The organism is Lacrimispora xylanisolvens (assembly GCF_002934545.1).
Taxonomy (GTDB): Bacteria; Bacillota; Clostridia; order Lachnospirales; family Lachnospiraceae; genus Lacrimispora; species Lacrimispora xylanisolvens.
Genome location: NZ_PTJA01000008.1, coordinates 242,033 through 254,308, shown reverse-complemented (window position 1 = coordinate 254,308; position 12,276 = coordinate 242,033). Strand labels below are relative to the sequence as shown.

Below are 12,276 nucleotides of genomic sequence, written 5' to 3'. Positions count from 1 at the left end.
GGAGTGAAAATATGGCTGTGAAGGCTATTTTAGATAAAGAAGTTATTGATTTGGATATGGTGGCGGAAGATAAAGAATCTGCCATCCGGTTTCTCTCAAATCTGCTTTATAAAGCAGGATATGTCACTGATATTGATGGATTTGTAAAAGACGTATTTGTAAGAGAAAGGGAAGGAATCACAGGAATTGGAAATCATGTGGCAATTCCTCATGGAAAGTCTGATTTCGTAAAAAAGGTTGGAATCGCCATAGGTAAAACAAAAAATATGATTACATGGGAGTCTTATGATGAACAGCCGGTTCATTATATATTTCTGTTTGCAGTACCGTCTGATAATGAGAATGCAACAGTTCATTTAAAGCTGTTATCGGAACTGGCCGGAAAACTTGGTAATGAGCAGACGATGGAAAAGCTGGAGGCCTGCAAAAACTTTTCTGATCTTACAAAGGCTTTTGAGTAAAAGAAAATACAAGAAGTAATCGGGAATGAGGAACGAATGCAAATGAAAATATCAGAACTGCAGTATGATGGAGAGGCCCTGAAAAGAGTTTATGAAAATCCTCAGTGGACAGTAGGGATCAAGAATTGGAAACCCGCCAATGACATTGAACAGATTGGAAATCTTGAAAGACATAATCGCACAGATGAGCTGTTTGTTTTGCTGAATGGAAGCTGCACTCTTGTCTATGCTACAGAGGAGGGGAATGGCCTGAATCTGAAAATTGTTGAGATGAAGCAACATGCAGTGTATCAGATTCCGCCTGCACTTTGGCATAATACGATTATGACAAAAGAGGCAAAATTACTGCTTATAGAAAATAGTGATACATCTATGGAAAACACAGATTTAAGGGATTTGACAAAAGAAGAGGTATCCTTTCTGAAAAATCAAGTAAAGTAATTACGATACTGGGGAGTATATGTAATGGCGCTGCTTTGTCAATTGACAGGCAGCGCCTTTTTAATTATTTTACTATTTCTTTTTTTCTTTTTTCTGTTCCACTCTTTTTAAAATCACCCGGTTTGAATGTCCAAGGAACATAGGCACTCTTTCAATATAAACATCACTGGTATCAAGTCCGAACCAGTTTGAGGGGGAAGCTGTAAATTTCTGTATAAACAGTTTCGTGTTTAATACGAAAGAGTCCCAGGCGGATAATGTTGCATCATGAGATAAAATCTCCTGGATAAATACAAAACGGAAATCCCCCAGTTTACGGTTTGGAAGAATGGAGTAGCTGTTTGACTGCGGTTCAATCTCCCCGTTCTCAACCATTTCTGTTGATATCTGCCGCAAAAATACATTCAGGTTCTGATCAATACGAAAGCCCAGTTTTAATTGGATTTTTATGATGTTGTTTGTATTGAATTTTTCAACGGTATATTCTGCCTGATAGGGTTCATCAGTTACGTTAACATCTACGAACCAGTAAATATCGGCTTTTTTCGGTCGTTTGTCTAAAAGAAAATATAATATTTTACGTTCAATTTCCTTTGAATTTGGACATTTGCTTAAACATACCAGATTGCTGGCATACTTGGGAACGTCCGGATCCTGACTTAACTGAGTCAGTAATTTTAAATAATTGTCAAGGGGTACAAATTCTTCATAGCGCACCCGGATCACATGAGCTCTGTCCCAGAGATACATAATAAACAAAATAGATACTGCTATGATTATGGCTACAAATCCGCCATGGAAAAATTTAACGATATTCGCAATAAAGAAAGAAATTTCAAAGCTCATGAAGAAAACAAGCATGATGACTGCAAGCAGAATGGGAGTTTTCTTCTTAAGCATATAGTTATACAATAGAACCGTTGTCATGAGCATGGTAACTGTTATTGCAAGACCATAGGCTGACTCCATTTTCTCAGAACTCTGGAAGTATAATACAATTCCAATACAGACAATCCATAAAATCCGGTTGATTGCTGGAATATAAAGCTGTCCCTTGGAGGGGGAGGGGTATATGGTATGGAGTCTGGGAAACAGATTCAGTTTAATTGCTTCTGAAACAAGTGTAAAGGAACCTGATATCAGGGCCTGAGATGCTATGATGGCGGCAAGGGTAGAAATTAGGATGCCGTAAACAAGCATACCGTGGGGAATCATCTGGTAAAATGGATTAATATCTTCTGTCATAGCAAAGACTGGATTGCTTTTTGAAGATAAAATCCATGCACCCTGACCAAAATAGTTGAGTAATAAACATATTTTCACAAATGGCCAGGTAAAGTAAATATTCTTTCTGCCTACGTGTCCCAGATCAGAGTAGAGCGCTTCTGCTCCAGTAGAACACAAGAATATGCTGCCCAGGATAAAGAAACCAAGTTTATTGTCGGGGCTGAAAAGGGTATTAATTGCATAATGAGGTGACAATGCACGCAGCAGAGAAGGATTTTGTGCGAGATTGATCACACCAAAAAAGGCCAGGCTGCAGAACCACAAAAACATGATAGGGCCAAACAGTTTGCCAATGGAATCTGTACCAAGGTGTTGAATAAAAAACAGAATACAGATTATGAAGATAACCAGAGCGATGATATTTCCCTGATTGTCACCAAAAAGCTCGTGAAAGACAGGAAGCAGTTTCAGACCCTCGACAGCGGAAGTCACGGTTACTGCCGGAGTAAGCATACCGTCTGCCAACAGTGCAGAACCTCCGATCATTGCGGGGATAATCAGCCATCTGGAACGGCTTCTGACCAATGTAAAAAGAGAAAAGATACCGCCTTCTCCATTATTGTCAGCTCTTAATGTTATAAATACGTATTTTATGCTTGTTAATATGGTGAGTGTCCAAAATACCAGGGACAGGGTTCCAAGAATAAAATCTTCGGAGACAGTTTGCATACCACCGTTTCCATATAATACAGATTTCATTACGTAAAGCGGTGATGTGCCGATATCTCCATATACAACACCTAATGTTACCAGGATTCCTCCAAGTGTTAATTTAGAAATACTTGATTTCTTCGATATTAATTCCATTTCATCCTCTTTGTTTTATTTATTTTATTTCAAATCAAAAAAACCTTTGCTGTAAAGTAAATACTACAACAAAAGTCTTGTTACTTCCTCACGGCGCTGATTATAGTATGCTTTAATAGCCGGAATAATAATCGTCATGATGCAGCAGCGGATCACATTTCTGTGAACTATGGGGTATTTTACAAAAAACAAAATGGGATGTCAATAAAGGATCCGTTAAGAAAGCTTGAATTCTATTCTGTTTAGTGATAAGTTTGTTACAGAAAAGGGAATATATGGAGAAAGGGAAACGATATGGAAACAGATAAGGTTGAACAGTTCATGAAGTTAAAAACAAAGGTTGTTTTTGGAGACTCTTTTATTCTGAATCGAATGACAAGAATTCTGGGGGGCGCACAAAAGCATACATATCTGGCAGAGACTAAAAGTGGGTTTTGCTTTATTATTTACATATGGGATAAAAGCACTTCGTATTTTACTTATAATGAGGAAAAAGATATTTTTTCATCCAGCAGTTCTATGTTGTTTGAATTAAACAATAATCTGATGTTACAGCATAACGTGCTCACACCAAAGTTATACTTTATGGATAGAAGTAAAGAAGAGCAGGACTATGAATATGCTTTTGCAGAATACATAGATGGAACTGATATGGACCATATTATTTCGCAGCAGGAAGACAGGTTGCCCGGAGTATTAAGTTCTTTAAAAACCAGTATTAACAACCTGCATAAAATAAAGAGTGATTTAGTCGGACAACTAAACCGAATGCAAACGAAAGAATTTGATGTCCTGGAATATTCGCTTAAAGCCGCACAAAAGAATATCGAATATTTAAAGGCAGCAGATGGCAGCAATAAAAAATTGCATATGGGAGTATGGGATAAATTACTCAAACTGTCAAGTGTTATGGTGAAAAGGCAGGAGTATACCTTTATTCATGGCGAGCTGGGACCAAATCATGTTATGGTTGATAACTATGACAATGCTTACTTAATTGACATTGAAGGAGGCAAATATTGTGATTTGGAGGAGGAACTAAGTTTTTTAAATATCCGGTTTGGCAGACTGTTGCAAAATCTGGAAATGGATTTGGATTCGGATCGGATGGAGTTCTATCATATTGGACATTGCCTGAACAATTTGTCAGGAGCGATTCAGTTGAAGCTGAAAGATTATTACGATATGGACGATGTAAATGGAATGATTCATTATTTTAACGGATTGCTTAAAGAGGTAGTGGGGCAGCAGGCGGTTGATTAAGTCGAGAGGAGTTTGATATGAATGTTATGCAGACAAAAGATAGACTTGTGGGTGAGATATCGAAATGTAACGAGGTAAAAGGAATCGCACAGACTGGCGACATAAATGCAATATTGGTTCCCGGGAAAAGTGATATTGATTTGTTTGTCCTTTGTACGGAAATTCCGGAGAAAAAAGAACGGGAACGGATCTATGCTTCCTTTGCTGGAGAATACTCAGAGTGTACCATGAATGTATGCAATGGAGGTATGTGGGGGTATGGGGATATACTGGTTATTGATGAAATAGAAGTTATGCCTATGTATTTTACCGTAAAAGAGATGACGGAGTATTTGGAAGAGACGTTACAGGGGAAACATCTTGGCATGACGGGAGGCTTCTATCCTACGGGAAGATTATCCAGCGTGGAAACCATTCATATCCTATATGAGGAGGATTCTGTCTGGTCAGAGATGAAAGCAATGGTGAAGAAATATCCGCCAGAATTGTTTCATAAACTGTTTCAATACCATATCTCACGTGTACTGAATGAAGAGGATCTGGGCAGAGCCATTTTGAGAAAAGAGGTTCTGTTTTATCATCAGGTGCTGGAAAATTCACTGGATCATCTGCTGCAGGCTCTTTATGCACTGAACCATACATATTTTCCCAGCCGGAAGAGAATTGAAGGATATATCCGGAAGTTTGAAAATAAACCGGAGCATTGTTATGACAGGCTTTTAAGGATTCTTGAACTGGCAGCTTACAGTGATACCATAGAGGAATCAGTAAAGGAACTGGAATTACTGGCTGGTGAAATTGAAAAGGCTAGTTTTTTACTTATTTCCCCAGTTTAGGATGTTTAGATATGTCTATAAAAAAATCATAGACCTTTTTCTTTTCTTCCGCGTTCAACGATAAATAAATTTCAGCCATGGCAGCTATTTTAATGTTGTCGTCAGAGAGGATATTCTTATCGGTGGATTGATATAATTTGTCTGTGTGGTAGTTATAAGCCGTTTCTTTCAGTAATATGTTATCTTCAAACTTAAAGTTATTGTCCTGCTCTATGTCCTTAGCTGTGTTATCAATGTAATAATCAAGGCTTCCTATTAAATATGCCGGGGTTGTTAATAAGATCTCAGCCAGTTTTTCCAGAATGTCTGCAGGAACTTTTCGGATACGGCCGTTTTCATATCTGAAAACAGTAGATCTTGAAATTTTTAAAAGACGTGCCACATCATCTGCGCTTATATTTAATTGTTTCCTTCTTTGCTTAATTCTTTGACCGATTTCTGACATCTTACCACACCTCCTTTTGAATGTATCATATCACTAATGTTGCAAAAACGCAACACATTAAGACGCAAATATGCAATTATCAGGATGGCGTTAATGCAAATCAGGCCTCCTCTCTGTTTAACATATAGAGAGGAGGCCTGATAAAATTTTATTAAAATTCACCCTACCGGAGTTCATCTCTCCAGTATGCCACTTTTCTTTTATTGATTTCTTTAATTACTTCAGGATCTACTTTATAGTTCCTGGCGATGTCCATCAGACCATTGATCTCCTGTTGCACATCTGTAACCTGGGTATAGCAGTAACCGCAAACATAGGGGATTTCTTTTATAGCGGTAGTAATACTGTCGAACCTCTTTAAAAAATCTTCTTTTGTATTGACCTTATTTCCATATCCCCAGCCTTCTTTATCACTGTCAAATGCAATGCCTCCAAATTCACTGATAATCACTGGCTGGCCTTTGTAGGAAAAGCCGTTTGCAAGGGCGGATTTGGAAGTGGAGTGGTAGATCTCGGTTGTCATAATTTCATCCTTATACTGCGTATATCGCTTTTTGAGAATCTCGCCTGCCTCTTCATAATCATGCAGAGTAAGGATATCGGAAACGGTATGTTCCCACCCGTCATTTACGATTACCGGGCGGTGTGGGTCAATGCTCTTGGTCAGGTGATAGATCGCTTCTGTAAAGTGCTGCTGTGTGCTGTCTGTCTCAACCTGCGGTACACCCCAGGATTCGTTTAATGGAGTCCAGGTAATAATGGAGGGGTGATTATAATTCTGTTTTACAATATCAAGCCATTCCCTTGTAAAAAGTTCCACTGCCCTGTCGGAATAAATATAGGCAGCAGGTGCTTCGCTCCAGACCAGCATTCCCTTCACATCACACCAGTAAAGGAATCTTTCATCCTCTGTTTTCTGGTGCTTTCTTAAGCCGTTATAGCCAAGTTCATGAATTTTATCAATATCCTGGATTAATGCTTCCTCATCTGGCGGAGTCAAATGAGATTCTTCCCAATACCCCTGGTCAAGAATCAGCCTTTGATACAGTGGTGCTCCGTTTAGAAGAATGTTAGGACCTTCGATCCGGATCTCACGCATTCCAAAGTAAGAACCAATTTCATCCCACACCTCTCCATTAAACCGGGTACGAAAGCTGATGTCGTAAAGATTTGGTTCGGCAGGAGTCCATGTGCGGATTCCCCAGGGATAGCCTGCCTCTGCAGCCATCAGATCAACGGAAATTTTTGTGGGATTTTTCCCTATGGCTGTCTGAACTTTTGTCACAAATCTGCCGCCAAAGCTTACCAATGCCTCCACTTCCAGTTTTTTTCCGTCTAAAACTTCAGGACAGTCTACCGCATATTCCAGTTCCAGCCTGCCTTCCGGCAGATTCGGAGTCATTTTCACTGAGCGTAAGCTGATACTGGGCACATACTCCAACCATACGGTCTTCCAGATTCCTGTTGTCTGAACATACCAGCAGCCGAAATTCTCGGATATCCAGCGCTGTTTTCCTCTTGGCTGCTGTGCATCGGGATGATCCTCAGCTTTTACGACTACAAGGTTTTCGCCATCGATTATAAGATTTGTAATATCAAAGGAAAAGCGGGAATATCCGCCTTCGTGCATTCCGGCCAGCTGACCATTAATCCACACCTTTGTAAGAAAATCACTTCCCTCAAAATGCAGAATCAGCTTATTGCGTGTTGTTTTCGCTTTGTCAGCCTGAAATGTACGGGCATACCACACATAATGATGCATTTCTTCGTCGTGAATATTACTTTTCTTCGTTTCATAGGTGAAGGGGACATTGATCTCTTTTTCCCTGTGAAAACCCTTATACCAGCCTTCTGCCTCACCTTTGTTGCTGTCGTCAAAGCTAAAGTTCCAGATTCCGTTTAAACTGGCCCAGTCATCTCGGACAAATTGTGGTCTTGGATAATCTTTTTGATAGCATAGCATGAAGTTAATTCTCCTTTATCTGTTTTATACTTATGTCAACCCTTGACGCCGGACATGGTAATTCCCTGCACAATCTGTTTTTCAAAAATCAGATATATGATAATAGCAGGAATTGATGCGATCATATTGGCCGTCATCGGTTTCACATAATCCACGGTGTATGTTCCCGCAAAAATGGGGATTCCCACAGGCAATGTAAATTTACTGCTGTCCATAGAACAGAGTAAGGGCCAGAGATAGTTATTCCAGCTCCCTATAAATGCAAAGATACTAATGGTTGAAAGGACTGCCTTTGACAGCGGCATGACGATTCTGGCAAAAATCGTGATTTCCCCGGCGCCGTCTATTCTTGCGGCTTCAATCAGGGAATCAGGAATACCTTTAAAAAAAGTAACCATGATAATCAAATTCATGGAAACTGCCACAGATGGCAGAAGCAGACCTGCATAAGTATCAATCAGATGAATATTGTTTGCAGTAATAAACAACGGAACAATGGTGGCCTCTCCTGGAACCATGAGCCCCAGTAAAAAGTAAAAGAACAGTTTGTTTCTCCCCATAAATTTGATTTTAGACAGAGCATAAGCAGCCATGGCGGAGAAGAGAAGGGTTAAAACTGTAACAAGAACTGCAACTACCACGGAATTAAGAAGCCACTTGGCAACATCTGAGCCAATAATCAGATCCAGATAATTTCCAAAGGTGTATGGGGGAGAAAACCAGCTGACTACGCTTTTTATCTGCTTTCCTTCATATTGCAGGGATACAAAGAAAGCCCAGATCACAGGAGCCAGAAAAATAATAGCCAGTCCGGCTGACAAAACGGTCAAAATAAGACTTCCGGCTTTTGCTTTTTTACGCTTCATCTTTTTGTTCCCCCTTTTTCTGAATTGCCTTCTGAATCAGGGTACACACTACCAGAATAGCAAACAATACATATGACATGGCAGCCGCATATCCCATATTATTTTTGGTAAAGCCCGTTTCATAAATATACTGGATCAATGGTTTGGTGCTTCCCGCGGGGCCTCCGGCCGTGATCAGCTGAATCTGACCGAATACTTTAAAGCTTGCAATAATTTGCAGCATTACGATTAAATACGTGGTAGGTTTTAGAAGCGGGAGGACGATGGAGAATAATTGCTGCCTTTTTGCAGCCCCGTCGATTTCCGCAGCTTCGTATATTTCAGGGGAGATATCCTGCAAAGCTGATAAATACAGCAGCATGGAAAAACCGACCGTCCACCATACGGTCATTATGGTTACCACCGCCCATGCATGATTTGTATCAATCAGCCACTGGATTTCCGCCCCTGATTTTAAGAGACCGGTCAAATGAAGAATCCCATTTACAAAACCCATATAGGGCGCAAACATGTATTTGGCAATAAAGGATGCAACTGAAACTGAGATAATGCTTGGAAGATAAAATGCGATTCTTAATCCACGTCTGATCTTTACCGGCCGATTGGCAAACAGGGCAAGTATCAGAGCCATAATGACCAGAAATGGAACGGAAAGTGCAACAAATATAATCGTATGTTTCAGTGCATCAATAAATTTTTGATCCGATAAAAACTTAATATAGTTATCCAGTCCTACGAATTTTACCTTCCCCATTAAGGACCATTTATGTAAACTTACATACAGCCCCTGAATGACCGGCCAAATAGTAAAAACTGTATATAAGGCCAAAAAAGGAAAGCATAATCCAAGACCTGTCGCCATATCTCTTATTTTTCTGCTTCTGCTCAAGGTATAAGTCCTCCCATTTATACAAACCGCCTTGTTCAGAGGGGGAAATAATCCCCCCTCTGCTTACCTGTTATTACGGAAGATTTGATTCAAGCTCATCGTAAAGAGTGTCAATGCCGGAATTGGCATCACCCTTTCCTGTCCAGATCGTATCAAGGCTGTCAATCATGCCTTTCTTCATTCCGTTAAAAGTCGATACCTTAGCGGGAAGAACCGCTTTCTCAACTTCGGACATGTAACTGCTTCTGTATGGAAGTGCCTTATATTCATCGCTTGCAAGAACTTCTTTGCATGCCGGAATCTGACCGGAGCCAGCCCAGGTAACGCCGCCTTTCATGGACGCTGATACCATGAATTCCACAGCAGCCTTGCTGTCCGCCTCATTCCTTGCTTTCTTTGTTGGAAGAATGAAGGTATGGGAGTCTGCCCAGCAATTATCCGTATCAAAGAGCTTAGGAAATGGTACTGGTATAAAGTTTAAGTTATCTGTCTGTTCAAAGGCTCCAACGGCCCAGGTTCCGCCAATGCAGATTCCTGCTTTGCCGCTCTGGAAAAATTTCTGGTGGTCATCAATTCCTTCTTTAACATAACCTTTGTCATAAAGTCCCTTTACAAACTCTGCTGCCTTAACGGCCTTTTCCTTATCAAGAGTCACCTTTTTGCCGTCATCGCTGACAAGAGGAGTACCTCCCATCTGGAAATAGGACGCCCACCATAAGCGGTAAGGGTCATCTCCGTTGCTGGTAAGAGCGATTACGGAGCCATCTGCTGGAATCACAGATTTTATTTTCTCGCAGACAGCATAAAAATCATCAGCGCTTTTGATATCGACTCCACCGCTTCCGTTTAAAGCTACTCCTGCCTGTTCTAATATATTCTTATTAAAATACATAATCTCTGCGTGAGTGTCCAGCGGCACTGCGTATACCTCTCCGTCAAATGTAACAGCATCAATGGAAGCCTGAGAATAATGCTGGCTCAGATCGATTCCCAACTCATTAAGATAGGGAGTGATCGGTTGCACGACGCCATCTTCCACTAACTGAGGCAGGGAAGAAGCATGGGATATACCAATATCAGGACCTTTATCAGCAGCAACAGCCGTCTGAAGCTTGGTATAATAGTCTGCCCATACCAACATGATGGATTGTACCTGCTTCGTAGGACTGGTACCATTGTAATCTTCAATCATCTTTGACATAAAGCCGCCGTCGCCTCCGCTGAATAAGGACCACATCACCAGCTTGTTGGCGTCCACTGCGACTTTTTCCGGATTGTTAACCGTTCCGTCGTCGTTGACATTCTTTGTTTCTTCTGCAGCAGCTGACGTTTCCCCTGACGCAGTTTCTTTGCTTTCCTGTGTACCTTTTGTTTCCTGAGTACTTCCGGCAGTCTGGGTTGATGTGGTTCCTGTACAACCAGACATTGCTGACATAACCAGTGCGGCGGCACCTAAGGCAGCCATCCATTTTTTGCTTCTTCTCATAATTACCTCCTTATTTTGTTTGAATGCTTGCACCATAAACCAGTACGCTGCCACTCTGATAAGGTTAAATTAATAACAGCAATACTGATATAATAAGCAAACAATACACCTTTTTATTGTGTAAGTCAATATATTATATTGATAAATATTAATATATTTGTGTATATTTTATATTTACAACAGTAATAATGTTATAATGCGATTTTATTTTCATTAAAAAAATAGAGTTTCTGTTATAACCATCTATTTCTGTTTTCCGGATATAAGACAATAAAAAACAACCATCTGGAAACAAACATATTTTCCAGACAGTTGTCTTGTTTTTTTGTTATAATTAATATTCTATCTCCATTAATATATCCCTGGGATAATCGCCAAAGGTCTTGCCAAAAAGATTAAAGCCGCCTTCATACCTGGCGTTTTTCTTGTTTCCTATGGTCATTGCAACAAATGGTTTTTCAGGAATTGCAATATCGCTGAGTCTGACTTTTGAAGCCTGTTCTCCATTGATATATGTTCCGTCTCTCCTGATTTCCCACTTTACCCAGATGCCATATTGCGTGGAACCGTTGGGCCAGAGCGGAGGCGTAAGTCTTCCTCTTCTGGAACCAAAATCTCCTGGGCAGCGCCAGGTGGCACATTCGATGCCGTTTACCCACAGGGTAATGTCAGATTTCCAGTCTTCGGCATAACCAGGAGCTTCCGAACATATCTCCATGGCAAATGACAGGCACACAGGAAGTCTGCCGGCCGGCAGCTGATTGGGGAATTTATATTGTACATATCCCTTTGATGTCCATAAAAGTCCGGCATTCATCCGTTCTGGCAGATAAAAGCTGTACTCCTTATCTTCCATTCCAACAACACCACTGGGTGTATATAACCCGCAGGTAGGGAAGATGCTGCAATCTACAAATGAGCCCACCGGCATCTCAATACTGACTATCTGGTTAATCTGACTGCTTCTTGGAAGAAAACAAAGATTGGCATAATCCTGTTTCCGGCTGCAGACTTTCATGGTTCCGTGGCTCCCTGGCTGCTCCTCCATGCGGATTAAGTCTGCGGCCTCGAGCAGCTTTAGATGAAATGCGGTGCTGGACTGTGGGAGCTCAAGAGCTTCCGCTATCTGGCTTATGGAATAATTGTCCTGATACAACAGCTTAATAATCTCTAACCGGACAGGAGAGGAAATCGCCTTGCCGAATTCACAGATTTCCTTGATATTTTCCAGGGTAAAATCCTTGATTTTTGCCATAATAACACCCTCCTTCCTTTTTCAAAACCTTATATGTACTTTCCGGATCTTTGTATTTGGTATTTATAATACTCTATCTTTAGGGAAGCTGTCAATCCTGCCGGATTCCCTTTTGAAGAACTTATTTCACCCAACAAAGCATTCTGAGTCCAGGCATAGCCACGATGCTTTCGTATAGGAGGGGAAGCATATTTCTGAATGAATAACGTAACTGAAAGTTGCAATAAATGTTGCAGAAGTTGCAGAATTGATGTATACTAATACAACAAACAATAAA

11 protein-coding genes are annotated in these 12,276 nt (G+C 40.6%); 4 read left to right on the top strand and 7 right to left on the bottom strand.

Features of this window, described 5'->3' with window-relative positions; translation table 11 throughout:
- Window positions 1-11 precede the first annotated feature (11 nt).
- Together BXY41_RS16280 and BXY41_RS16275 are read left to right on the top strand one after the other, a co-directional pair.
- Entirely contained in the window at window positions 12-461 is a 450-nt protein-coding gene (locus tag BXY41_RS16280) for a PTS sugar transporter subunit IIA (RefSeq protein WP_104437911.1), read from the top strand.
- A gap of 36 nt (window positions 462-497) precedes the next feature.
- Window positions 498-902: a cupin domain-containing protein gene (locus tag BXY41_RS16275; RefSeq protein WP_341457852.1), complete on the top strand. Its 405-nt coding sequence runs from the start codon at window positions 498-500 to the stop codon at window positions 900-902.
- A 72-nt stretch (window positions 903-974) separates the two neighbouring features.
- Here the strand turns inward: BXY41_RS16275 and BXY41_RS16270 are convergent, their stop codons facing one another.
- On the bottom strand, window positions 975-2,996 hold the full coding sequence (locus BXY41_RS16270; protein WP_104437910.1) for a KUP/HAK/KT family potassium transporter: 2,022 nt from the start codon (window positions 2,994-2,996) through the stop codon (window positions 975-977).
- Window positions 2,997-3,290: 294 nt separating this feature from the next.
- Here BXY41_RS16270 and BXY41_RS16265 point away from each other — a divergent pair, with 294 nt between their 5' ends.
- Entirely contained in the window at window positions 3,291-4,259 is a 969-nt protein-coding gene (locus BXY41_RS16265) for a phosphotransferase (protein WP_104437909.1), read from the top strand.
- 17 nt (window positions 4,260-4,276) lie between these two features.
- Complete coding sequence (locus BXY41_RS16260) at window positions 4,277-5,095, top strand: DUF4037 domain-containing protein (RefSeq protein WP_104437908.1); 819 nt, start codon at window positions 4,277-4,279, stop codon at window positions 5,093-5,095.
- Here the strand turns inward: BXY41_RS16260 and BXY41_RS16255 are convergent.
- The 6 genes from BXY41_RS16255 to BXY41_RS16230 form a co-directional block, all read right to left on the bottom strand.
- Window positions 5,079-5,540: a helix-turn-helix domain-containing protein gene (locus tag BXY41_RS16255; RefSeq protein WP_104437907.1), complete on the bottom strand. Its 462-nt coding sequence runs from the start codon at window positions 5,538-5,540 to the stop codon at window positions 5,079-5,081. The two genes, BXY41_RS16260 and BXY41_RS16255, sit on opposite strands and share 17 nt — an antisense overlap.
- A 163-nt stretch (window positions 5,541-5,703) precedes the next feature.
- Window positions 5,704-7,503: a glycoside hydrolase family 2 protein gene (locus BXY41_RS16250; protein WP_104437906.1), complete on the bottom strand. Its 1,800-nt coding sequence runs from the start codon at window positions 7,501-7,503 to the stop codon at window positions 5,704-5,706.
- A 35-nt stretch (window positions 7,504-7,538) separates the two neighbouring features.
- The gene (locus tag BXY41_RS16245; RefSeq protein ID WP_104437905.1) at window positions 7,539-8,369 is read right to left on the bottom strand and encodes a carbohydrate ABC transporter permease; all 831 of its coding nucleotides are present in this window, start codon (window positions 8,367-8,369) and stop codon (window positions 7,539-7,541) included.
- Window positions 8,359-9,258, bottom strand: a complete 900-nt coding sequence (locus BXY41_RS16240; protein ID WP_242980221.1) for a carbohydrate ABC transporter permease — start codon at window positions 9,256-9,258, stop codon at window positions 8,359-8,361. The genes BXY41_RS16245 and BXY41_RS16240 overlap by 11 nt, the downstream gene beginning before the upstream one ends.
- Window positions 9,259-9,331: 73 nt before the next feature.
- A complete protein-coding gene (locus tag BXY41_RS16235) occupies window positions 9,332-10,744 on the bottom strand; it encodes an extracellular solute-binding protein (protein WP_104437904.1) in 1,413 nt (470 codons plus the stop codon).
- Between the two features lie 334 nt (window positions 10,745-11,078).
- Window positions 11,079-11,999, bottom strand: coding sequence for an ArsR/SmtB family transcription factor (locus tag BXY41_RS16230; RefSeq protein WP_104437903.1), 921 nt, complete (start codon window positions 11,997-11,999; stop codon window positions 11,079-11,081).
- Between the last annotated feature and the right edge of the window lie 277 nt (window positions 12,000-12,276).

Coding starts and splice junctions, on each gene's coding strand:
- BXY41_RS16280 (WP_104437911.1), top strand. CDS start 12: ATGGCTGTGAAGGCTATTTTAGATAAAGAAGTTATTGATTTGGATATG.
- BXY41_RS16275 (WP_341457852.1), top strand. CDS start 498: ATGCAAATGAAAATATCAGAACTGCAGTATGATGGAGAGGCCCTGAAA.
- BXY41_RS16270 (WP_104437910.1), bottom strand. CDS start 2,996: ATGGAATTAATATCGAAGAAATCAAGTATTTCTAAATTAACACTTGGA.
- BXY41_RS16265 (WP_104437909.1), top strand. CDS start 3,291: ATGGAAACAGATAAGGTTGAACAGTTCATGAAGTTAAAAACAAAGGTT.
- BXY41_RS16260 (WP_104437908.1), top strand. CDS start 4,277: ATGAATGTTATGCAGACAAAAGATAGACTTGTGGGTGAGATATCGAAA.
- BXY41_RS16255 (WP_104437907.1), bottom strand. CDS start 5,540: ATGTCAGAAATCGGTCAAAGAATTAAGCAAAGAAGGAAACAATTAAAT.
- BXY41_RS16250 (WP_104437906.1), bottom strand. CDS start 7,503: ATGCTATGCTATCAAAAAGATTATCCAAGACCACAATTTGTCCGAGAT.
- BXY41_RS16245 (WP_104437905.1), bottom strand. CDS start 8,369: ATGAAGCGTAAAAAAGCAAAAGCCGGAAGTCTTATTTTGACCGTTTTG.
- BXY41_RS16235 (WP_104437904.1), bottom strand. CDS start 10,744: ATGAGAAGAAGCAAAAAATGGATGGCTGCCTTAGGTGCCGCCGCACTG.
- BXY41_RS16230 (WP_104437903.1), bottom strand. CDS start 11,999: ATGGCAAAAATCAAGGATTTTACCCTGGAAAATATCAAGGAAATCTGT.